Origin of the sequence: Rahnella rivi (assembly GCF_019049655.1) — a bacterium.
Classification (GTDB): Bacteria; Pseudomonadota; Gammaproteobacteria; order Enterobacterales; family Enterobacteriaceae; genus Rahnella; species Rahnella rivi.
Window position 1 is genome coordinate 178561 of sequence record NZ_JAFMOX010000058.1, and the last position, 22577, is coordinate 201137.

The 22577-nt window shown below is 54.6% G+C and carries 19 protein-coding genes and 1 rRNA gene; 18 read left to right on the plus strand and 2 right to left on the minus strand.

Annotated elements, in window-relative coordinates:
• Positions 1-14: 14 nt before the first annotated feature.
• The 13 genes from J1779_RS12030 (at position 15) to emrB (ending at position 15072) form a co-directional block, all read left to right on the plus strand.
• Positions 15-1679, plus strand: coding sequence for an ATP-binding protein (locus tag J1779_RS12030; RefSeq protein ID WP_136377427.1), 1665 nt, complete (start codon positions 15-17; stop codon positions 1677-1679).
• Positions 1672-2385 carry a response regulator gene (locus J1779_RS12035; RefSeq protein ID WP_056781995.1) on the plus strand — a complete coding sequence of 238 codons (714 nt, stop codon included), beginning with the start codon at positions 1672-1674 and terminating at the stop codon, positions 2383-2385. The genes J1779_RS12030 and J1779_RS12035 overlap by 8 nt, the downstream gene beginning before the upstream one ends.
• Before the next feature lie 589 nt (positions 2386-2974).
• Complete coding sequence (gene proV / locus J1779_RS12040; protein WP_056781996.1) at positions 2975-4171, plus strand: glycine betaine/L-proline ABC transporter ATP-binding protein ProV; 1197 nt, start codon at positions 2975-2977, stop codon at positions 4169-4171.
• The gene (gene proW, locus J1779_RS12045) at positions 4168-5367 is read left to right on the plus strand and encodes a glycine betaine/L-proline ABC transporter permease ProW (protein WP_122097062.1); all 1200 of its coding nucleotides are present in this window, start codon (positions 4168-4170) and stop codon (positions 5365-5367) included. The genes proV and proW overlap by 4 nt, the downstream gene beginning before the upstream one ends.
• A gap of 102 nt (positions 5368-5469) precedes the next feature.
• Complete coding sequence (gene proX / locus J1779_RS12050; RefSeq protein WP_056782000.1) at positions 5470-6480, plus strand: glycine betaine/L-proline ABC transporter substrate-binding protein ProX; 1011 nt, start codon at positions 5470-5472, stop codon at positions 6478-6480.
• Positions 6481-6505: 25 nt separating this feature from the next.
• Positions 6506-7501, plus strand: coding sequence for a glycine betaine/L-proline ABC transporter substrate-binding protein ProX (gene proX, locus J1779_RS12055; protein WP_056782002.1), 996 nt, complete (start codon positions 6506-6508; stop codon positions 7499-7501).
• 188 nt (positions 7502-7689) lie between these two features.
• Positions 7690-8874, plus strand: a complete 1185-nt coding sequence (locus J1779_RS12060) for an MFS transporter (protein WP_056782004.1) — start codon at positions 7690-7692, stop codon at positions 8872-8874.
• Positions 8875-9038: 164 nt separating this feature from the next.
• Entirely contained in the window at positions 9039-9800 is a 762-nt protein-coding gene (locus tag J1779_RS12065) for an AzlC family ABC transporter permease (protein WP_420804206.1), read from the plus strand.
• The gene (gene ygaH / locus J1779_RS12070; RefSeq protein ID WP_122097064.1) at positions 9790-10131 is read left to right on the plus strand and encodes an L-valine transporter subunit YgaH; all 342 of its coding nucleotides are present in this window, start codon (positions 9790-9792) and stop codon (positions 10129-10131) included. Before J1779_RS12065 ends, ygaH begins: the two co-directional genes overlap by 11 nt.
• Positions 10132-10310: 179 nt before the next feature.
• A complete protein-coding gene (gene mprA / locus J1779_RS12075; RefSeq protein ID WP_056782008.1) occupies positions 10311-10832 on the plus strand; it encodes a transcriptional repressor MprA in 522 nt (173 codons plus the stop codon).
• A gap of 23 nt (positions 10833-10855) precedes the next feature.
• On the plus strand, positions 10856-12310 hold the full coding sequence (locus tag J1779_RS12080; RefSeq protein WP_136374837.1) for an efflux transporter outer membrane subunit: 1455 nt from the start codon (positions 10856-10858) through the stop codon (positions 12308-12310).
• Positions 12311-12340: 30 nt separating this feature from the next.
• The gene (emrA, locus tag J1779_RS12085) at positions 12341-13519 is read left to right on the plus strand and encodes a multidrug efflux MFS transporter periplasmic adaptor subunit EmrA (RefSeq protein WP_056782012.1); all 1179 of its coding nucleotides are present in this window, start codon (positions 12341-12343) and stop codon (positions 13517-13519) included.
• 17 nt (positions 13520-13536) lie between these two features.
• Positions 13537-15072, plus strand: a complete 1536-nt coding sequence (gene emrB / locus J1779_RS12090; protein ID WP_072158203.1) for a multidrug efflux MFS transporter permease subunit EmrB — start codon at positions 13537-13539, stop codon at positions 15070-15072.
• A gap of 76 nt (positions 15073-15148) precedes the next feature.
• On the opposite strand, the gene J1779_RS12095 is transcribed toward emrB, so the two are convergent.
• Positions 15149-16252, minus strand: a complete 1104-nt coding sequence (locus J1779_RS12095) for a tRNA/rRNA methyltransferase (RefSeq protein ID WP_056782013.1) — start codon at positions 16250-16252, stop codon at positions 15149-15151.
• A gap of 229 nt (positions 16253-16481) precedes the next feature.
• On the opposite strand from J1779_RS12095, the gene trxC reads away from it, so the two are divergent.
• From trxC to J1779_RS12125, 5 genes are all read left to right on the plus strand, one after another.
• Positions 16482-16901, plus strand: coding sequence for a thioredoxin TrxC (gene trxC / locus J1779_RS12100; protein ID WP_122097066.1), 420 nt, complete (start codon positions 16482-16484; stop codon positions 16899-16901).
• A gap of 139 nt (positions 16902-17040) precedes the next feature.
• Positions 17041-17745 carry a tRNA-uridine aminocarboxypropyltransferase gene (locus J1779_RS12105; protein ID WP_217203868.1) on the plus strand — a complete coding sequence of 235 codons (705 nt, stop codon included), beginning with the start codon at positions 17041-17043 and terminating at the stop codon, positions 17743-17745.
• A gap of 31 nt (positions 17746-17776) precedes the next feature.
• The gene (locus tag J1779_RS12110) at positions 17777-20497 is read left to right on the plus strand and encodes a bifunctional acetate--CoA ligase family protein/GNAT family N-acetyltransferase (protein ID WP_217203869.1); all 2721 of its coding nucleotides are present in this window, start codon (positions 17777-17779) and stop codon (positions 20495-20497) included.
• 87 nt (positions 20498-20584) lie between these two features.
• Entirely contained in the window at positions 20585-21937 is a 1353-nt protein-coding gene (pssA, locus tag J1779_RS12120) for a CDP-diacylglycerol--serine O-phosphatidyltransferase (protein ID WP_235533500.1), read from the plus strand.
• A 61-nt stretch (positions 21938-21998) separates the two neighbouring features.
• Positions 21999-22346 (plus strand): YfiM family lipoprotein, encoded by a 348-nt coding sequence (locus J1779_RS12125; protein WP_056782022.1) that lies wholly within the window; start codon positions 21999-22001, stop codon positions 22344-22346.
• A gap of 150 nt (positions 22347-22496) precedes the next feature.
• Here the strand turns inward: J1779_RS12125 and rrf are convergent.
• Positions 22497-22577, minus strand: a 5S ribosomal RNA gene (rrf, locus tag J1779_RS25835); the annotation flags it as partial.

Genomic DNA, 22577 nt, shown 5'->3' on the forward strand with positions numbered 1-22577 from the left:
CCGTGGCAGGTTGTATGAAACGCAGATTACCTTTTCAGGTAAAACTCTTCTTATCTCTGGTGTTATTTTCGTGCCTGCTGTTAGCGCTGCTGGGCGCGATTTTATTTCACGTGATCGACCGGCAACTGCATCACGATCTTGGCCAGCGGGCGCGGGTTCAGGCCAGTGAAATCGCGCTGATGCCGGGGCTGGCGCAGAAAGTCGCCGATCGCGACGTCGCGGGCATTGCCCGGTTAATTCAGCCGCTGCGTGATCAAAGCGATGCCAGTTATATCGTCATTGGCGACGTGCGCGAGCGACATCTTTATCATTCCGAATCGCCGGAGCGAATAGATCTGCCGATGATTGGCGGGGATAACGCAGAAGTGCTGGCCGGCAAAACCATTATTTCGGTGCGTCAGGGCGGAATTGGCGTGTCATTACGCAGCAAGGCGCCGATCCTGAATGCCAGTAAACAGGTGATCGGCATTGTTTCCGTCGGTTATCTGACGTCTTACATCGACAATATCAATGGCCGCCGTCTGGCGCAGGCCGGTTTATACGGCATGCTGCTTTTACTGCTGCTGTTTATTTTTTCGTGGGTGTTTACCCGCAATGTAAAAAAACAGATGTTCTGGCTGGAGCCCAAAGATATTGCGCTGCTGGTGCGCCAGCAGAAAGCGTTACTGGAAGCCATGTATGAAGGTGTATTTGCGATTGACGGCCAGAAGCAGCTGATTTTAATTAACCGCGCGGCAAGAGAACTGCTGGATATTCGCCAGCCCGAAAACCAGCTGCTCGGCAAACCGCTGGATGAGGTGCTTGAAACGCCGCCGACATTCTTTACTCAAAGCGGTGTCGCGGAAGATAACCCCGCCAGCAGCAGCCGCCACGATCAAATTACCGTGCTTAATCAGCGACAGGTGATTGTTAACCGCGTTCCGATTGAGCTGGAGCCCGGCAAAGAGAGCGGATGGGTATTCAGCTTTCGCGATAAAAATGACATTAATACGCTGAGCAGCCAGCTGAGCCAGGTGAAACGCTATGCGGATAACCTGCGCATCATGCGTCATGAACAGCTTAACTGGACCGCGACGCTGGCCGGTTTACTGCAAATGCAGCGCTACGACGACGCGATGCGCTACATTCAGGCACAGTCCGAAGGCGCGCAGGCCGTGCTGGATTTTGTGTCGGCGCGCTTTACGTCGCCTGCACTGTGCGGCCTGCTGCTGGGGAAATACGTCAGCGCGCGGGAAAAAGGCGTCGAACTGGCGTTCGATCCGGCCTGTCAGTTACTGCGCATTCCGGCGGCCATCAGTGAAACCGAGCTGATGTCGGTTATCGGTAATCTGCTGGACAACGCCGTGGACGCCACCCTCAACGCCGGGACAGCGGCTGTGCCGGTGGAGCTGTACATCTCCGACAGAAACCACGAACTGCTGATTGAGGTGGCCGATCGCGGCGGCGGCGTGGACGACGCCCTCAAGCCGCATTTGTTCGAACAGGGCGTCACCACCAAGCCGCTGAGCGGTGATGAGATGACCGGTGCAGAACATGGCATCGGTCTGTATCTGGTGGCGAGTTACGTCCGTCAGGCGGGCGGCAGCATCGAAATCTCAGACAATACGCCGCAGGGTACGATTTTTTCAGTGTTTATCCCGACGACGTCGGATGCTTCAACAGGAAAGAAACATGAATAACAGCAGCGCACTCGATGTCGTGATTGTGGAAGATGAACCGCACCTTGCTGGTCTGCACCGCGATTTTATCGAACAAAATTTCAATCTGCGCGTGGTCGGCCTGGCCTCGACGCTTGAGCAGGCGCGTACGCAGCTGAGATTGCATCAGCCACGGTTGATCCTGCTGGATAACTATTTGCCCGACGGCCAGGGCGTGGATCTGATTGACAGCCCGTTACTGAAAAGCTTCGACTGCTCGGTGATTTTCATTACCGCCGCCAGCGATATGCAAACCTGTAGCCAGGCCATGCGCAGCGGCGCGTTCGATTACATCATCAAACCGGTGTCATTCCATCGCCTGCGCAGCTCGCTTGAACGTTTTATGCAGCTGGTACAAACGCTGCGCCATGTCAAAGTAGTCGATCAGCGTGCGCTGGACCGGTTGTTCAACCTGCCCGCCAGCGACACGCCGCCCGCCCCTTCCGCGAAAGGCATCGAGCCCAATACGCTGGAACTGGTGCAGCGGGTATTTAACGCCAGGCCGGAGGTCAGCTGGTCTGTTGAACAGGTGGTGGAAGAGGTCGGGATCAGCAAAACCACCGGCCGCCGTTATCTGGAATATTGCGTGGAAATGGGCTTTATCGGCGTCGAGATGCAGTATGGAAATATCGGCCACCCGAGGCGGCTGTATCGCAAAATAGCAGACCCGGAAAAATCCGCATCCTGAGGACGAATTTCGGCGGTTTTTCCTGACCAATTTCCCCCGCACCGCCGGCCTCATCGCCGGCGAATTTCCCGCCTCCCCCACTGGTTCAGACGATAATTTCACAACGCATGTCGCTTTCAGACAACCGGTAAATTCACGCCTTTCACATAAATCTGAAATCTCTATTTACACCTGTCAACACGCACCGGTTGAGCGGCATTAATTTGATATAAATCACGCAATTATTTCACCCTAAAACCCCACAAAAACAAAAGATATTAATACCAGTAAAATCAATGTATTAAATATATTAAAAGCAAAAATGCACTGCCGTTAAATTAGCGGTTAACCCCCCGTCATCGCACGGGGTAATGTGTCATTAATTGTCAATGCGGATTTACCGTAATTAAACACTGCAAATACAGATAAATAGGTAACCAGGAACACAATCATGAATATTCCTCGGAAACATTGAGACTTGTCTCAGAATGTCGATGTGTTAGGGTATAACGCGTTCACTATTTCGTTACAGGTAAGATCCTATACGGTCCAACAGAAAAACTAGACATCGAGCCGATACGGCTATTTATATCCAAGGAATGCACATTGCATGGCAATTAAAATCGAAGTAAAGAATCTTTATAAGGTATTTGGCGAAAACCCGGATCGCGCTTTCAAGATGATCGACGCAGGCAAGGGTAAAGAAGAAATTTTTGAGAAAACCGGTCTGTCACTTGGCGTTAAAGATGCCAGTCTGGCCATTGAAGAAGGCGAGATTTTCGTCATCATGGGGTTATCCGGTTCCGGTAAGTCCACCATGGTACGCCTTCTCAATCGTCTGATAGAGCCCACCCGCGGCGAAGTGCTGATCGACGGCGAAGACATCGCTAAAATCTCAGAAGCAAAACTGCGCCAGGTGCGCCGAAGCAAAATCAGTATGGTGTTTCAGTCCTTTGCGCTGATGCCACACCTGACCGTGTTGAATAACACCGCGTTCGGGATGGAGCTCGCCGGTCTGCCGGTGGAAGAGCGTAATGCCAAAGCGCTGGATGCGCTGCGTCAGGTCGGGCTGGAAAATTATGCTAATTCTTACCCTGATGAACTGTCCGGCGGTATGCGTCAGCGTGTGGGCTTAGCCCGCGCCATGGCCAATAACCCCGACATTCTGCTGATGGATGAGGCCTTCTCGGCGCTTGACCCGTTAATCCGTACCGAAATGCAGGATGAGCTGGTGAAGCTTCAGGCTCAGCATCAGCGCACCATCGTGTTTATTTCTCATGACTTAGATGAAGCCATGCGCATCGGCGATCGCATCGCCATTATGCAGGGCGGCGAAGTGGTACAGGTCGGCACACCGGAAGACATTCTGAATAACCCGGCCAACGACTATGTCCGTACCTTCTTCCGCGGTGTGGATATCAGCCAGGTATTCAGTGCCAAAGACATTGCGCGCCGTCGTGGCGCACTCATTCGTAAAACCCCCGGTTTTGGTCCCCGTGCCGCGCTTAAGCTGCTGGAAGATGAAGACCGCGAATATGGTTATGTGCTTGAACGTGGACAGAAATTCATCGGCGTTGTGTCGATCGAATCCCTGAAAACCGCGCTGAAAGCTAATCAGCCGCTGGAAAGCGCCCTGCTGGAATCTCCGGCACCGGTGCAGGCAGACATGCCGCTCAGCGAACTGATTTCTCTGGTCGCCGCTGCGCCTTGCGCCGTGCCGGTGGTCAATGAGGACAATAACTATATCGGTATTATTTCCAAAGCCATGCTACTTCAGGCGCTGGACAAAGAAGGGGGTAACGAATGAGCACTTCACATATCACGAACTCAGTCACTCAGCACGCTCAGGCCGCACAGGCTCAGGCGCTGGATCCGTCCATCGATCCGTGGAGTGCCGATAACGCCAGCGGCGGTGTGGCGCCACAAGCCGACGCCGCCACCTCTGCTGCGCCAGCCGATGCGGGCAGCAGCGATCCCTGGGGCGGCGGCAGCGATGCCGCTACCAGCGCGCCGGATACCACGCACCACGCCGCAGCACAGGCCAATGACTGGCTGAGCGTTGCACCCGAACAGCATCAGCATTTTTCTATTCTCGATCCGTTCCACAGTACGCTGATCCCGCTCGACCATTGGGTGACGGAAGGGATCGACTGGCTGGTCACGAATTTCCGTCCAGTATTCCAGGGGATCCGCGTGCCGGTCGATTTCGTCCTGAGCGGTTTCCAGCACGGTCTGGAAACGCTGCCTGCACCGATTGCGATCTTAGTGTTTGCGCTGATCGCCTGGCAGATGGCGGGGTTAGGCATGGGTGCCGCCACGCTGGTGTCTCTGGTCCTGATCGGCGCGATCGGTGCCTGGTCACAGGCAATGGTGACGCTGGCGCTGGTTCTGACGTCGCTGTTCTTCTGTATTCTGATAGGCCTTCCGCTCGGAATATGGCTGGCGCGCAGTCAGCGGGCGGCGAAAATTATCAGGCCGCTGCTTGATGCCATGCAAACCACACCGGCGTTCGTGTATCTGGTGCCGATCGTGATGCTGTTTGGTATCGGTAACGTGCCGGGCGTGGTCGTGACGATCATCTTTGCCCTGCCGCCGGTGGTGCGTCTGACCATTCTGGGTATCAATCAGGTGCCGGAAGATCTGATCGAAGCCGCCAAGTCGTTTGGTTCCAGCCCGCGCCAGTTGCTGTTCAAAGTACAGCTGCCGCTGGCCATGCCGACCATCATGGCCGGTATTAACCAGACGCTGATGCTGGCGCTGTCGATGGTGGTTATCGCCTCGATGATCGCCGTGGGCGGTCTGGGTCAGATGGTCTTGCGCGGTATTGGCCGTCTGGACATGGGTCTGGCCTCAGTCGGGGGGGCGGGTATCGTTATCCTCGCCATCATCCTCGACCGTCTGACGCAGTCCATGGGTCGCGACAGCCGCAGTAAAGGCGGTCACCGCTGGTTCACCCGCGGTCCTGTCGGCCTGGTGATGAAGCCATTCGCCAAAAAAGCCTGATTCAGGCACTGCACTTCTCCCGGCGGTTCGCCGCCGGGAACTCTCAAAGCGAAAAAACGCAGTCCACTCTTACGTATTCACCAGCAAGAATAAGGGTTCACCATGCGCACAACTCAGAATAAAACACCGATCAAAACACTCATCCTCGCATTAGCAGTAGCAACACCTGCCGCTTTCGCTGCCGATTTACCGGGTAAAGGCGTGGTCGTCAAACCGTTGCAAAGCACCATCGCGGAAGAAACATTCCAGACCGAACTGGTCAACCGCGCGCTGGAAAAACTCGGTTATGACGTTCAGCAAACCGGCGAAGTGGATTACAACGTCGCCTACACCGCGATTGCCAGCGGCGATTCCACCTACATGGCCGTGAACTGGGAGCCGCTGCAAAAAGACATGTACACCGCAGCCGGTGGCGACCAGAAGTTCTACCGTCAGGGCACTTACATCAAGGGCGCGGCGCAGGGTTATCTGATCGACAAGAAAACCGCTGACAAATACAACATTCATGATTTATCGCAGCTGAAAGATCCGAAACTCGCCAAACTGTTTGACGCCGACGGTGACGGAAAAGCCGATATGGCCGGTTGTAATCCGGGCTGGGTGTGCGGCGCGGTAGTGAATACGCAAATCAAAGCCTATGGCCTGAGCGATACCGTGACGCAAAACGAGGGCAACTATTCGGCCATTATCGCCGACACGCTGACCCGCTATAAATCCGGCAAGCCGGTGCTGTATTTCACCTGGACACCGTACTGGGTGAGCAACGAACTGAAACCCGGCAAAGACGTGGTCTGGCTGACCGTGCCGTTCTCTGCCACACCGGGCTCACAGAAAGACATGGATACCACGCTGCCTAACGGCAAAAACTACGGTTTCCCGGTCAATAACGAGCACATTGTCGCGAACAAAGCCTGGGCTGAGAAAAACCCGGCAGCAGCAAAACTGTTCGCCATCATGCAACTGCCACTGAGCGACGTGAATGCACAGAACCTGCGGATGCATGAAGGGGAATCCTCTTCAGCCGACATTCAGCAACACGTTGACGGCTGGATCAAAGCGCATCAGGCCACTTTCGACGGCTGGATCAAAGAAGCCGCCGCTGCCGCAAAATAATGAATAACAACAATTCGAGGAATTTATGAAGAAGACAGGAATCTGGGCGGTTGCCGCTCTTACCACGCTCGCCACTGCCACCACTTTCGCCGCCGATCTGCCGGGTAAAGGCATCAGCGTCACGCCGGTTCAGAGCACCATCAGCGAAGAGTCTTTTCAGACAGAGCTGGTCAGCAAAGCACTGGAAAAACTGGGCTATGACGTTCAGCCAACCCGTGAGGTCGATTACAACGTCGGCTACACCACGCTGGCTGCCGGTGATGCAACGTTCACCGCCGTTAACTGGTCACCTTTGCATGATGAAATGTACAAAGCCGCCGGTGGCGATAAAGTCTTTTACCGCGAAGGGACATACGTAACCGGCGCGGCACAGGGCTGGCTTATCGATAAGAAAACCGCCGAGAAATATCACATCACCAATATCGAACAGCTGAAAGATCCGAAACTGGCCAAACTGTTTGATACCAACGGTGACGGCAAAGCCGATCTGACCGGTTGTACGCCGGGCTGGGGTTGTGAAGCTGCGCTCAATGAGCAGCTGAAAGCCTATGGTCTGGAAAATACCGTGACGCACAATCAGGGTAACTATTCCGCCATGATTGCCGACACCATCACGCGTTACAAAGAAGGTAAACCTATCTTCTATTACACCTGGACGCCGTACTGGGTGAGCAACGTGCTGATCCCAGGTAAAGACGTACTGTGGATGCAGGTACCGTTCTCCGTGGTGCCGGGTGATAAAAACGCCGATACCAAACTGCCAAACGGTAAAAACTATGGTTTCCCGGTGAGCACCATGCACATCGTGGCGAACAAAGCCTGGGCTGAGAAAAACCCGGCTGCTGCAAAACTGTTTGCCATCATGAAACTGCCACTGAAAGACATCAATGCGCAGAATGCCGCGATGCACGCCGGTAAAAATTCCGATGCTGACATCTCCGCGCAGACGGATGGCTGGATCAAAGCCCACCAGGAACAGTTCGACGGCTGGGTAAAAGAAGCGGCTGCCGCCGCGAAATAAGCCAGTAACGAACGCAGGAACAGCAACGGGCGGGGAGAAATCTCCGCCCGTTTTTATGTACGATAAAACCTCTATTACAAAACCAGATAGTTGCCATTAAAACTATTCATTGGTTTAATATTTTTAGCATAACGATAATCGTCGCTCGCATTTCCCTGCTCCTTCAATAAGATCTGTTTATTCTCACTATGAAAAAAACTACAACACATTCTCCACTCAGCCCGGCGCTGATCATTCTGATGGCGATTGCCACCGGGCTTGCCGTCGCCAGTAACTATTACCCGCAGCCGCTGCTGGAAACCATTGCCCGCGCGTTCAGCCTGTCGGTCAATCAGGCCGGTTTTATCGTCACCGTCGCGCAACTCGGTTATGCCTGTGGCCTGATGTTTATCGTGCCGCTGGGCGATATGTTTGAACGTCGCGGCCTGATTGTGCTGATGACACTGCTTTCCGCCGCCGGATTACTGATCACCGCCATGGCACCGACGCTGACCATGATGTTAGTGGGCACCGCGCTGACCGGGCTGTTTTCCGTGGTCGCGCAGATTCTGGTGCCACTGGCTGCCACGCTGGCGGAGCCGGAACGTCGCGGAAAAGTGGTCGGGCTGATTATGTCAGGCCTGCTGCTGGGCATCTTGCTGGCGCGAACCGTCGCGGGCGCCCTGGCGTCACTGGGCGGCTGGCGTACGGTGTATTGGGTGGCGAGTGCGCTGATGATCGTCATGGCGCTGGTGCTGTGGCGCAAACTGCCCAAACATGAGCAGAAAACCGATCTGAATTATCCGCAACTGCTGAAATCTATTTTCTCGCTGTTCATTCACACGCCGGTGCTGCGTACCCGTGCGCTGGTGGGGATGTTCTGCTTCGCTAACTTCAGCATTTTGTGGACCTCGATGGCGTTCCTGCTGGCTGGCCCGGCGTATCACTATTCCGAAGGGGTGATCGGCCTGTTTGGTCTGGTGGGTGCGGCCGGTGCGCTGGCGGCAACCCGTGCGGGCAATCTTGCCGATAAAGGCAAAGCGCATCTGACCACCACCGCCGGGTTAATCCTGCTGCTGCTGTCATGGGCAGCGATTGCTTACGGAGAGCATTCGGTTATCTCGCTGATTATCGGCATCATCGTTTTGGACCTTTCGGTTCAGGGCGTTCACATCACCAACCAAAGTGTTATCTATAAAACCATGCCCGAAGCACGTAACCGCCTCACGGCAGGTTATATGACCACTTACTTTATCGGTGGCGCGGTCGGCTCACTGGTGTCGGCTTCGGCCTATCAGGCAGCGGGCTGGTATGGCGTTTCCCTCGCGGGCACGCTGATGTGCGTACTGAATCTGCTGGTCTGGTGGCAGGGACATAAATACAAACTCGCCTGATTATCGGGCGGTTAAAATAGAATCAGGAGGGAATCATCACCCCTCCTGATTAGCTTGCGAATAATCATTGCTGAAATTTATTTGTACCAAAGGGTGTTAACAATACTTACAGTCTGGTAATGTTTGCGTCATGAATTATTCGCCGGCCACACTCCGGTTTCACAATGTTTTATACATCCATGCAAACCAATCCTGATCCCGCCCGCGTTTCCACCTTCCGGCAAGGTGTGACTGACAGCCTGCCCGTAGTGATCGGTTATCTGCCCATCGCTTTTGCTTTCGGCCTCAGCGCCGTCAAACTTGGCTTCACCCCTGCTGAAAGTCTGTTGTTCTCCGTGCTTATCTACGCAGGCGCCAGCCAGTTTGTGATCACCGCGCTGCTCAGCGCCGGAATGTCTTTATGGGTTTGCGCCCTGACGGTCATGGCGATGGATGTCAGACACGTCCTGTACGGCCCCTCTTTGCGTAACCGTCTGGTGGGAAAACTCAATGGCAGGAAAACCGCGCTCTGGGCGTTCGGCCTGACCGATGAAGTGTTCGCCGCCGCCACCACCAAACTTATTCGCGATAAACGCAGCTGGAGCGAGGACTGGATGTGTGGCATTGCGCTCTCATCCTGGCTTTCCTGGGTTTTCGGCACCGCCATCGGCGCGCTGTTTGGCAACGGTCCGCTGGAAAATTTTCCCGCCGTTGAGGCTGCGCTCGGGTTTATGTTGCCTGCGCTGTTCCTGAGTTTTCTACTCGCGGCGTTTAAGCGCCAGCAAAGCATGGTGTTTGTTGCCTCGCTGGCCGGCGCTCTGAGCGGGTTGATGTTCTGGTCAATTCCCGCCGCCATTGGCTGCGGGCTCGCGGCCGGTTGCCTGGCCGCCCTGCTGCAACGGCCCCAGGCGACATCTGCGGCGGAGGTCATCTCCGATGAGCACTGACGTTATTCTGGTGTGTCTGCTGGTGGGCGTGGTCAATTACCTGTTCCGCTATTTGCCCCTGCGCATCGGTGCGCGGCGAACCTCAGGTGGCCTGAAAAGTGGCCCGCTCTCCCGCGTGCTCGACAGCATTGGTATCGCCTCGATTTGTGCGTTGCTGGTGGTTTCAGGCGCGCCGGACGTAATGCGTGACCCGCAAAGACTGCTGCCGTCACTGGCCGGTTTCGTGCTGCTGACGCTGATTTTCTGGCGCACAAAAAGCATCATTATTGCCACGCTGACTGGCGCCGTGGCGTACGGCCTGGTGTTCAAGGTGATGCTGATGGCGGTGTGAAACCCGCTATTTTTTTACGCTCTGGCAACACGTAATCAAAGTTTGTTGAATGCTTTAAACATCGAATAATTCACCGGGGTTATGAATCACACTAATTGCTAAAGAATTGGTGATTCATAACATTGATATTATTAATTACCATCGTTACTATGTCATCTGTAACTAATGAGGCTTCTCATATGGACAGTTCGTTCTCGCCAATTGAAAAAATGTTAAATTTCCGGGCTAAAAAGCAAAAAGATTTTCCTTATCAGGAAATTTTGCTGACCCGTCTTTGTATGCACATGCAAAGTAAGTTGCTGGAAAATCGCAACAAAATGCTGAAAGCACAAGGGATCAACGAAACCCTGTTTATGGCGTTACTGACGCTTGATGCGCAGGAAAGCCACAGCATTCAGCCTTCTGAGCTGAGTTCTGCACTGGGGTCTTCGCGTACCAACGCCACCCGCATTGCGGATGAGCTGGAAAAGCGTGGATGGATCGAACGCCGTGAAAGCGACAACGACCGCCGTTGCCTGCATTTGCACCTGACCGCTGATGGCGAAGCCTTTATTCAGAAGTTACTGCCGCCTCAACACAAGAGCCTGCATTTCCTCTGGTCGACCTTAGACGCAGATGAACAGAAGCAGTTAGAAACCCTGACGCGCAAACTGTTAACTCGCCTTGATCAGATGGATGCGACAGCACTGCAACAATTCTAAATTTCTGTTCAGGTAAACCACACATGTCACTCCAAGCTCGCTGGAGGCTTACGCCGCTGTTTGCCGTTTTGATTTTGGCCGGGTGCGCCTCCAGTAATAGTATTGCTCCTCAGTCGTCGCTGCTGGATACGCAACAGCTTCATCTGCAGCAGGCAAAGGTCAGCTCCCTGACCCTCGGCCCACAGTGGTGGCGCAGTCTTAATGACCCGCAACTCGATGCCCTGATGACCACAACGTTGCAAAACTCGCCATCGTTACGTCAGGCGGCAGCGCGCGTGCGCGAAGCGCAGAGTGTGATGGGCGAAGCGGATGCGGCCAATGGCCCTTATCTGGATTTGAATGGATCGACGCGACGTGAACGTGTGGCTAAAAACACCATTCCGCCGTTTCTGACCAGCTACCCCGAAGCGCCTATCTATGACAGCAGTAACAGCCTCGGCCTGAATCTGAGCTATGAGTTTGACTGGTGGGGAAAATACCGCAATCAGGTGAATGCCGCGAAAGCACAGGTGGATTCCGCCCGTGCTGAACAGGCGCAAGCCGCTCTGACGCTGACCAGTTCGGTGGCGTCAGCCTATTATCAGTTGCAGGCCAATCTGGCCCTTCAGGACGTTCTGCAACATCAGGTAGATAACAACCAGCGTCTGGCCGATCTGCGTAAAGCGCAGTATCAGGCGGGGGTATATGGCATTGAGATCCCGCAACAGACGCAGGCGCAGGCCGACAGCGCGAAGCAACAGATCATCACGCTGAAGTCGCAAACCGAGCAACTGCGCCATGAGTTATCGGCACTGGCCGGTCGTGGCCCCGACGCCATGAACGGGCTGCACGCCGTGGCACTGCCTTCGCCTGACGCGCTGGCACCCAAAGGTGAGCTGACCCTCGATTTGCTGGGTAAACGCCCTGACATCGCCGCACAGCGCGATCTGGTCGAATCCTATTCCCAGCGTGTCAGCGCCGCGAAAAAAGAGTTCTACCCAAGCCTTTCCATCAGCGCCTTCGGCGGTCTGACGACCACCAACTACGGAGGCACCAGCCCGAATCTTCTGGAAGCCGCCAGCAAAGCCTGGAATATCACGCCCGCGATTTCGCTGCCGATTTTCCACGCCGGTGCGCTGCGCGCCAAACTGGGCGAAGAGTCCGCGTTATATGACCAGTCCGTTGAGTCGTATAACCAGACCATCCTGAACGCCATCCAGCAAACTGCGGATGCCATCACTGTCTCGAAAAGCAGCGTTGAACAATTGCAGCAGGCTTCTTCTGCCGCGAAATCGCTGGAAGAGGTGTATCGCGTTTCGGATGCAAGATACAACGCTGGCATCATCGGACGGGATGAGCTGTTGACCAGCCAGTCAGCGCTTCTGCAACAACAGCAGGCGCAACTTAATGCCAGCAGTCAGGTGATGCAGGCAAAAATCAGTCTTATCCGTGCGCTCGGGGGTGGCTATCAGGCCCCGGCTGCGGATCAAAAATCATAATAATTACACAGACTCAGCGTGGAGAAGACCATGAGCGCAAATGCCGAAACTCAGGCAGCAACGCCGCAAGCTCCGAGAAATAAGAAAAAAACGCGCAAAACCGCGATGCTCTTGTTGACCGGGATTTTCATTATTATCGCCATCGCCTACCTGTTTTACTGGCTGCTGGTGTTACGTCATTTCGAGTCGACCGACGACTCCTATGTCGCCGGTAATCAGGTGCAGATTATGGCGCAGGTGTCGGGCAGCGTGACCGACGTGAATTTCGACAGCACCGACTTTGTGAAAAAAGGCGACGTGCTGGTGACGATCGATCCGACCGATGCGGAGCAGGCTTTCGAGCGCTCTAAAACGGCGCTGGCCAACAGCGTGCGCCAGACGCATCAGCTGATCATCAACGGTAAGCAGTATCAGGCCAATATCGCCCTGCGCCAGACCCAGTTGCAACAGGCGCAGACTGACCTCAAGCGTCGCGTGGTGCTGGGAAATGTCGATGCGATTGGCCGTGAGGAACTGCAACACGCCCGTGATGCCGTGGATACCGCGAAAGCGCAATACGATGTCGCCGTTCAGCAATACAACGCCAATCAGGCGATGATTCTGGATACGCCGGTCGATAAGCAGCCGCAGGTTTTACAAGCCGCCGCGCAGGTACGTGACGCCTGGCTCGCCTTGCAACGCACCAAAGTGCGCAGCCCGATTGACGGTTTCGTCTCCCGCCGTGCGGTACAGATTGGTCAGCAGATCAACTCTTCCACTGCGCTGATGGCGGTAGTGCCGGCTCATCACATCTGGGTGGATGCCAACTTTAAAGAAACACAGTTAGCCAATATGCGTATCGGCCAGGCCGCGACCGTGGTCAGCGATATGTACGGTGATGACGTGAAATATCACGGCAAAGTGGTGGGGATGGACATGGGCACCGGCGGCGCGTTCTCGCTGTTACCTGCGCAAAATGCCACCGGCAACTGGATCAAAGTGGTCCAGCGTTTACCGGTGCGTATCGAGCTTAACGATCAGGAAGTGAAAGAACATCCGCTGCGTATTGGTTTGTCGGCGCTGGTCACGGTCGATACGCAAAACCGTGATGGTCTGGTGCTGGCGAATAAAGTGCGTACTGAACCGCTGTATCAGACAACGGCTCTGACGCTGGATCTGGCACCGGTTAACGCCATCATTGCTGACGTTATTCATGCCAATGCAGGCTAATATTTCCGGAGGCCGCTGTGGCAAATAAACCGCTGGTAGGCGCACCGCTGGCCTGGATGACGGTGGCTTTGTCGATGGCCACGTTCATGCAGGTGCTGGACTCGACGATCGCCAACGTGGCGATCCCGACCATTGCCGGGAATCTGGGTGCCTCAAACTCGCAGGGCACCTGGGTGATCACCTCCTTCGGGGTGGCTAACGCCATCTCGATCCCGATCACCGGCTGGCTGGCAAAACGCATCGGCGAAGTAAAACTGTTCCTCTGGTCTACGGTGCTGTTTGCGATTGCCTCCTGGCTGTGCGGCATGTCCAACAGCCTGGAAATGCTGATCTTCTTCCGTGTGGTGCAGGGCGTGGTGGCAGGTCCACTGATCCCCCTCTCGCAAAGTCTGTTACTGAATAACTATCCGCCGGCCAAGCGAAGTACCGCGCTCGCGCTCTGGTCGATGACGGTGATCGTCGCCCCGATTTGCGGGCCGATCCTCGGCGGGTACATCAGTGATAACTATCACTGGGGCTGGATCTTCTTCATTAACGTGCCGATCGGCGCCGCCGTGGTGTTCCTGACGCTGAAAACGCTGAAGGGCCGCGAAACGGCAACGCAGATCAGACCGATCGACAGTGTGGGGTTAGTGCTGCTGGTGCTGGGCATTGGCGCATTGCAGGTGATGCTCGACCGGGGTAAAGAACTCGACTGGTTTAACTCGACGGAAATTATCGTGCTGGCGGTCGTGGCGGTGGTCGCGCTCTGCTTCCTTGTCGTGTGGGAGCTGACCGATGACCACCCGATAGTCGATCTGTCGCTGTTTAAATCGCGAAACTTTACCATCGGCGTGCTGTGTATCAGCCTGGCCTACATGCTTTACTTCGGCGCGATTGTTCTGCTGCCGCAGTTGTTGCAGGAGGTATACGGCTACACCGCCACCTGGGCAGGTCTGGCGTCCGCACCGGTGGGGATTTTGCCGGTCCTGATGTCGCCTATTATCGGACGTTTTGCACACCGGCTGGATATGCGAAAGCTGGTGACGTTCAGCTTTATCATGTATGCCTACTGCTTCTTCTGGCGTGCGTACACGTTCGAACCGGGGATGGATTTTGGGGCATCTGCGTGGCCGCAGTTTATTCAGGGCTTCGCCGTCGGCTGCTTCTTCATGCCGCTGACCACCATTATTCTGTCCGGCTTACCGCCGGAACGCATGGCGGCGGCCTCAAGTTTGTCGAACTTTATCCGTACGCTGGCAGGTTCGATTGGTACGTCGATCACCACCACCATGTGGTCAAACCGGGAATCACTACACCACGCGCAGTTAACGGAAAACATCACGCCGTTTAATCCGGCGGCGACGCAGACGTATCAGCAACTCGAAGGCATGGGCATGAGCCATCAGCAGGCTTCAGGCTGGATAGCGCGGGAAATCACAAATCAGGGGCTCATTATCTCTGCCAATGAGATTTTCTGGTTATCCGGCGGCGCATTCCTGGTGCTGCTGGTTCTGATCTGGTTCGCCCGCCCACCGTTTACCAGTGGTGGCGGAGCCGGTGGCGCTCACTGATTCAGGCAATCCCTGAATGACGCAAAGCAAAACGGACGCATTACGCGTCCGTTTTTTTATGGCTCAAACCGGGCGATTATGCCTGGTTCTGACGCCACCATTCCGCCAGCAAAATCCCGGTCGCCACGGAGACGTTCAGGCTTTCTACTTTGCCGGTACCGCCGATAGACACGCTCAGGTCACCCTGCTGCCATGCGCTGTCGGACAAACCGTCGCTCTCTTCACCCAGCACCAGCACCATTTTGGCTGGCAGCTCAGCTTTTCCGAGCGCTGTACCTTTATGGCTGGAGGTGGTGACGATGGTGTAACCCGCTTTGCGGAAGGTCGCCAGCACATCAAGGAAGTTATCCGCGTTGATGGCTTTCACATGTTCCGCGCCGCCTTCAGCAGTACGAACTGCCGCACCGGATTCCAGCTGTGCCGGATCCTGTACCAGCATCCCGTTGATACCAAAATGCGCACAAGAACGCATGATACCGCCGAGGTTGTGCGGGTTGCCGACGTTTTCCAGCGCCAGCACGCAGTCTTTCGCACGGGCAGTTTGCAGATAAGTTTCCGCATCCAGACCCTGACGTTTTTTGATCAGGAAACACACGCCGCCGTGGTGTTCAGTGCCGGACGCTTTCGCCAGCTCTTCATCTTCAACCACATGATAGGCTTTGCGGTTTGCTGCCATCCAGCGCAGCGCTTCACGAAAACGCGGGGTGACGGATTGCACAAACCACGCACGCACGATAGCATCCGGACGGCTGGCAAACAGCGCCTGACAGGCATTTTCGCCATACACGCGGGTTTCTTCCTGGCGCTGACGACGCAGCTGCTCAGGATCGATAAAGCTTTTACCGCTGATGCCGCCGTGATCCGGTACGGACTCATCAGCCGGTGCACGTGAGACGGTTTTCCACGGCGAAGAATACGGACCCTCATCATCACGGGCCGGACGGCGTGGGCGATCGTCGCCACGTCGTGTGTCTGCGCCGCGTGAATCACCACGCGAATCGCTGCTGCGACGCTCATTGCGGCGGGCATCGTCTGGACGGGAACCCTGGCGAGGATTATCGCCCGGACGTCCTCTGTTATTGGAAGGACGTTTATCGTTATTGCGGTTATCGCCGTCGTCGTCACTACGGACGAACATCACTTTGACTTTGCCGTTCTTGCCACTGAATGAATCGTTCATTTTTCTCTCCACCTACGCGCAGGGCGCGAAGATTACCTGATGTCTGTGAGCTAAGCCACATGCTTTGGACCAAAAGCTTAAAACTATCGTATTCATTGAATAAACCGCGTTGTTAACAGAATGCTGCACCCTCATACTTACAACATCCAAGTAACATATCAGCCATCTTTAGCGCCGGATCCGGTAAGGTTGATACCGTTCTCACGTTAAGCAATGTAGAGGCTATTTTATGAATACGATTTGCACATCATGTCAGGCCACCAACCGCCTGCCAGAGGATCGTATCGACGACGGCGCAAAATGCGGCCGCTGCGGTCATTCACTTTTTGAAGGCGATGTGGTTCACGCTACTGCTGCCACGCTGGATAAATACCTGCAGGATGACCTGCCGGTCGTTATCGATTTCTGGGCACCATGGTGTGGCCCATGTGTTAACTTCGCGCCGATCTTTGAAGATGTGGCTCAGGAACGCGCCGGTAAAATCCGCTTCATTAAGGTGAATACTGAAGCAGAACCTGAACTGAGCGCGCGGTTCCGGATCCGCAGCATTCCCACCATTATGGTATTTAATGAAGGCAAAATGGTCGATATGTTAAGCGGCGCGATGCCTAAAGCCCCGTTCAATAACTGGCTTAATGAATCATTGTAACGCATAAGCCGTTATAAAGCCCTGCCGATGGCCCGCCTCTGTGCGGGCTTTTTTCTCTTTACATCACGCCGGTAACGGATCTGCTTGCCAGCCCCGGAAGGGTGATTAGAATAGCCGTTTTTCGCCTACCGGAATGCTTATGTCAGACAACGCCGTCCTTCGCCTGCGTGCACAGCGCCTTGCCAAATCCACCCGCCCTTTTCTTGCCCGCGGGTCACGGGCGATTCGCTGTCAGTCATGCCTGTTACCTGAACGCCACTGCATCTGCGCCGAACGCGAAATTCATCAGGCCACCAGCCGTTTTTGTCTGGTGATGTTCGACACTGAGCCGATGAAGCCCAGCAATACCGGACGGTTGATCGCTGACGTTTTGCCCGATACTCAGGCATTTATGTGGTCGCGTACGGAAACGGATCCGGCGCTGCTCGAAGCGATTGCCGACCCCGAACGCCAGCCTTATGTGGTTTTCCCGGCCTCTTTCGCCGAACCGCCGCGCCAGGTGTTTACCGACGTTCCGGCCGGCAGCAAACCTCCGCTGTTTATCATGCTCGACGGCACCTGGAACGAAGCCCGCAAGATGTTTCGCAAAAGCCCGTACCTGGATAATCTGCCGGTATTTTCCCTTGATGTAAGCGCCAGCTCCGGCTACATACTGCGTGAAGCGTCGCGTCCGGAACTGCATTGTACGGTAGAAGTGGCGGCAGCTTTGCTGGAAAAAGCCGGTGATATTGAGGCTTCGGCTGGCCTGTCGCGCCACTTTACTCATTTCCGCACCCAGTATCTGGCCGGAAAACCCCACCATCCGGTGCATCAGCTCACAGCAAAGAATGAAGAAAGCCTCTAGAATCATGTGAACATGATGAAACGGAGATGCCATGAGTCAGCGCGGACTGGAAGCCTTATTACGACCTGAATCTATCGCGGTAGTGGGTGCCAGCAATAAGCCGGGCCGCGCCGGATATCTGATGATGCGCAATCTGCTCGACAGCGGATTCAACGGCCCGGTGCTGCCGGTCACCCCCGCTTATCGCGCGGTGTGCGGCGTGCTCACGTGGCGGGATGTCGCCAGCCTGCCGATGTCGCCCGATCTCGCCATTCTCTGTACTCACGCTGACCGCAATCTCGCCCTGCTTGAACAGCTTGGCGAACGCGGCTGTAAGACGGTCATTGTACTTTCGTCTTTGCCCCGGCAATTCGCAGAACTGAAATCCTGCGCGCAGCGCTTTTCCATGCGCCTGCTCGGACCCAACAGTCTCGGTATTCTCGCACCATGGCAGAAGCTGAATGCCAGTTTTTCACCGGTGCCGATCCTGACCGGTAAACTGGCATTTATTTCGCAATCGGCGGCGGTTGCCAATACCATTCTCGACTGGGCACAGCAGCGCGCTGTCGGCTTCTCCTATTTCATTTCGCTTGGCGACAGTCTGGATATCGACGTCGACGATCTGCTTGATTTCCTCGCCCGCGACAGTAAAACCAGCGCCATCCTTCTTTATCTTGAACATATCAGCGATGCCCGCCGTTTTCTTTCAGCCTCGCGCAGCGCCTCACGCAATAAACCTATTTTGGTGATCAAAAGCGGCCGCAGCGCTCAGGCTCAGACACTGCTCAACAGCCCGCTGAGTCTGGATACCGCCTACGATGCAGCTATCCAGCGCGCCGGGTTATTGCGCGTTCAGGATACCCATGAACTGTTTTCCGCCGTTGAAACGCTGAGCCATATGCGTCCGCTGAAAGGTGAGCGCTTACTTATCATCAGTAACGGCGCTGCCCCTGCCGCGATGGCGCTTGACCAACTGCTGTTACGCAACGGGAAGCTGGCGAAGCTCGGCGAAGAAACCGTCCGGAGGCTGAGCGCCGTGCTGTCTCAAACGATAACGGCCTCAAACCCACTGGATTTGCATGATGATGCGACGCCGTTGCTCTATCAGTCAGTGATGACGGCGTTGCTCGACAGCACTGATTTCGATGCTGTGCTGGTGATCCACGCGCCGAGTGCCGCAGCACATGGCACGGTGACCGCCAGCCATCTCATCGACGCGGTTCGTCAGCATTCGCGCGGTAAATACATCACACTGCTGACCAACTGGTGCGGAGAATTCTCCTCGCAGGAAGCGCGCAAACTGTTTACCGAGGCCGGGATCCCCACGTACCGTACGCCGGAAGGCACGGTCACCGCGTTTATGCATATGGTTGAATACCGGCGTAACCAGAAGCAGCTGAAAGAAACACCCGCGCTGCCAGCGGATCTTGAACAGAATACTGATCAGGCGCATCAGCTGATTGCCCAAACGCTGGCAGAAGGCACCACGCAACTCGATACACATGAAGTTCGCGCTATTCTGCAAGCTTACGGAATGAATGTACTGCCCACGTGGATCGCCAGCGACAGCGCCGAAGCGGTGAATATCGCCAGCCAGGTCGGTTACCCGGTGGCATTGAAATTACGCTCACCGGACATTCCGCATAACTCGGAAGTTCAGGGGGTGATGTTATATCTGCGAACCCCCAGTGAAGTGGAACAGGCAGCCAATGCCATTTTTGACCGCGCCAGACAGGCGTTTCCGCAGGCCAGAATTCAGGGTCTGCTGGTACAAACCATGGCCAACCGACCGGGCTCTCAGGAATTACGCGTGGTGGTCGAACAGGATCCGGTCTTCGGCCCGCTTATCATGCTGGCTGAAGGCGGCTCAGACTGGCAGCCAGAGCGGCAAGCGGTAGTTGCCCTGCCGCCACTGAACATGACGCTGGCGCGCTATCAGGTGGTTCAGGCACTGAAGAGCGGCAAAATCCGCGGCCGCAATGCCCTGCACCCTCTCGATATTCCGGCACTGAGTCAGTTGCTGGTAAACGTGTCGAACCTGATTATCGATTGCCCGGAGATCGAACGGCTGGATATTCACCCGTTGCTGGTTTCCGGCAGTGAACTCAGCTTGCTAGATGTTTCAATGCAATTGTCGGCACACCCGGCTGACAGGCCATCACGTCTGGCAATCCGCCCTTATCCCCGCGAACTTGAAGAGCTTGTCACCCTTAAAGATGGCTCACAGGCGCTGTTCCGCCCTATCCTTCCTGAAGATGAACCGCTGCTGAAAGCCTTTATCCTCAAAGTGACGAAAGAAGATCTCTATTACCGCTACTTCAGTGAAATCAATGAATTCACTCATGAAGATTTGGCAAACATGACGCAAATCGATTATGACCGCGAAATGGCCTTCGTTGCCATCCGAACCACAGACGCCCAAAATGAAATTATTGGCGTCACGCGCGCTGTGTCAGATCCGGACAATATTGATGCTGAATTCTCGGTTTTAGTTCGTTCGGATCTTAAAGGCCTGGGGCTGGGACGCAGGCTTCTCGATAAGATGATCAACTACGCCGCAGAGCACGGTCTGCAACGCCTTACCGGTATCACCATGCCAAATAATCAGGGCATGATCACCCTGGCCAGAAAGCTCGGATTCGACGTAGACATTCAGATTCAGGACGGCATTGTGAACCTGTCATTAACGCTGGAAAAGCGGGGAATAACACCGCAGAAAAGCGTGAGCCGAAGCCATGAACAGGCAAAAGATGCGCACATCAGACAGGACTAATGGTATTATCGACCGATTGTGCGGTTACCACTGTCTGCTTGTGCCGCGAAAGCCATTACATGAAGAGAGAAGAAGCGCACTGTGATGTTGTCAAAATTCAAACGTAATAAACATCAACAACACCTTGCTCAGCTGCCCAAACTCCCCCAAACGGTTGATGCTGTAGAAACGCTCTACTGCCCAGCAGATTTCCGTAAGACGCTGCTCAATGCAATTGCCAACGCAACCCAACGGATCTATCTGGTCGCTCTCTATTTAGAGAACGATGACGGCGGACGTGACGTATTGTCGGCACTCTATGCCGCTAAACAGCAACGACCTGAGCTTGAGATTTGTGTGCTGGTTGACTGGCACCGTGCTCAGCGCGGGCGTATTGGCGCAGCGGCTGCTGACACCAATGCGGACTGGTATTGCCGTATGGCTAAAGAACATCCTGAATGTTCCGTTCCGGTATACGGCGTTCCGGTCAATACGCGTGAAGCGTTGGGTGTCCTGCATCTGAAAGGTTTTGTGATAGACGATCAGGTGATCTACAGCGGTGCCAGCCTCAATGATGTTTATCTGCATCGCCATGAGAAATATCGCTACGATCGTTATCAGCTTCTGACCAACGCACCGCTGGCAAATACTATGATCGACTTTATGAAGAAGTCGATCATTACTGCCGCAGCCGTTCAGCGCCTCGATCGGGAAGATCGTCCGAAAAGCATTGAGATCAAGAACGAAACACGTCAGTTTCGTCAAAATCTGCGCTCCAGCGGATATCACTTCAAAGACAGTGCCGGTAATGATGAACTGGCGGTGACGCCTATCGTCGGCCTGGGTAAACAAAACGAGCTGAACCGGACTATTCATCATCTGATGGCCAGTACCGATCATAAGCTGACGCTTTGTACGCCTTATTTCAATATGCCCGCGATGCTGGCACGCAATATTATCCATCTGTTGCGCCGGGGTAAGCAGGTCGAAATTATTGTCGGTGATAAAACGGCAAATGATTTTTATATTCCACAGGATCAGCCGTTTAAGATCATCGGTGCGCTGCCTTATTTGTACGAAATTAACCTGCGCCGATTCCTGAGCCGTTTACAGCGTTTTGTCGACAGCGGACAGCTCATTGTGCGGTTATGGAAAGATGGCGATAACAGTTATCACCTCAAAGGCATGTGGGTCGATGACCGCTGGCAGTTAATTACCGGCAACAATCTTAATCCACGCGCATGGCGTTTAGATCTTGAGAATGCGATTCTGATCCACGATCCACATAAAGAGATGGCCTCGCAGCGTCAGAAAGAGCTGGACGAAATTCGTCAACACACGCAGGTTGTCTCTCATTATATGGAACTGGAAAGCATTCCAAATTATCCGGTCAAAGTGCGTAAGCTTATTCGCCGTCTGCGGCGGATACGGATCGACAGATTAATCAGCCGAATTCTCTAATTGGCTATACTGAAAGCCTGATCATATTGATCGGGCTTTTTTATATCTGGAATAACACTCGATGACCTACCCACTTCCTCATTCCCTCAAATACCCTTTTGTCGCCCTGATATTATGCAGCAGTGGCTGTACGCATTACGCAAACGATCCATGGACCGGTAAGGATAAAGCCGAGCACTTTGTTGGTTCAGCTGTATTAGCTGCAGCAGGAACCGCTTATGGAGATAATCAGGGATGGAGTGAGGCTCGCAGCCGGTCATTTGGGTTACTCTTTTCGGTCAGCCTGGGTGCAGCGAAAGAGTTTTATGACAGCCGTGATGGTGGCAGTGGCTGGAGCTGGAAGGATTTCACCTGGGATATTGCCGGTGCAGCCGTCGGATACAGTACTTATCAGTTAATCCGTCATTGATACCCATTCTTATATTCTGGATTTCCTTTCGTATTCTCGTCAATCCTGAGCGAAAAACATGTGGATACTCAATAAGCATCACCCTTTCTGCTCAAATTCCACATAGCAAAAAGCCCTGTACGTCAGTACAGGGCTTTCCACTTGTTTGATGCCTGGCAGTTCCCTACTCTCGCATGGGGAGACCCCACACTACCATCGGCGCTACGGCGTTTCACTTCTGAGTTCGGCATG

Excerpts from the sequence above, each read along its gene's own strand:
- proW (WP_122097062.1), top strand. The coding sequence starts at position 4,168 with ATGAGCACTTCACATATCACGAACTCAGTCACTCAGCACGCTCAGGCC.
- proX (WP_056782002.1), top strand. The coding sequence starts at position 6,506 with ATGAAGAAGACAGGAATCTGGGCGGTTGCCGCTCTTACCACGCTCGCC.
- J1779_RS12105 (WP_217203868.1), top strand. The coding sequence starts at position 17,041 with ATGTCAGACAACGCCGTCCTTCGCCTGCGTGCACAGCGCCTTGCCAAA.
- mprA (WP_056782008.1), top strand. The coding sequence starts at position 10,311 with ATGGACAGTTCGTTCTCGCCAATTGAAAAAATGTTAAATTTCCGGGCT.
- emrA (WP_056782012.1), top strand. The coding sequence starts at position 12,341 with ATGAGCGCAAATGCCGAAACTCAGGCAGCAACGCCGCAAGCTCCGAGA.
- J1779_RS12030 (WP_136377427.1), top strand. The coding sequence starts at position 15 with ATGAAACGCAGATTACCTTTTCAGGTAAAACTCTTCTTATCTCTGGTG.
- ygaH (WP_122097064.1), top strand. The coding sequence starts at position 9,790 with ATGAGCACTGACGTTATTCTGGTGTGTCTGCTGGTGGGCGTGGTCAAT.
- proV (WP_056781996.1), top strand. The coding sequence starts at position 2,975 with ATGGCAATTAAAATCGAAGTAAAGAATCTTTATAAGGTATTTGGCGAA.
- J1779_RS12060 (WP_056782004.1), top strand. The coding sequence starts at position 7,690 with ATGAAAAAAACTACAACACATTCTCCACTCAGCCCGGCGCTGATCATT.
- J1779_RS12095 (WP_056782013.1), bottom strand. The coding sequence starts at position 16,252 with ATGAACGATTCATTCAGTGGCAAGAACGGCAAAGTCAAAGTGATGTTC.
- J1779_RS12125 (WP_056782022.1), top strand. The coding sequence starts at position 21,999 with ATGACCTACCCACTTCCTCATTCCCTCAAATACCCTTTTGTCGCCCTG.
- trxC (WP_122097066.1), top strand. The coding sequence starts at position 16,482 with ATGAATACGATTTGCACATCATGTCAGGCCACCAACCGCCTGCCAGAG.
- J1779_RS12110 (WP_217203869.1), top strand. The coding sequence starts at position 17,777 with ATGAGTCAGCGCGGACTGGAAGCCTTATTACGACCTGAATCTATCGCG.
- proX (WP_056782000.1), top strand. The coding sequence starts at position 5,470 with ATGCGCACAACTCAGAATAAAACACCGATCAAAACACTCATCCTCGCA.
- J1779_RS12080 (WP_136374837.1), top strand. The coding sequence starts at position 10,856 with ATGTCACTCCAAGCTCGCTGGAGGCTTACGCCGCTGTTTGCCGTTTTG.
- J1779_RS12035 (WP_056781995.1), top strand. The coding sequence starts at position 1,672 with ATGAATAACAGCAGCGCACTCGATGTCGTGATTGTGGAAGATGAACCG.
- J1779_RS12065 (WP_420804206.1), top strand. The coding sequence starts at position 9,039 with ATGTTTTATACATCCATGCAAACCAATCCTGATCCCGCCCGCGTTTCC.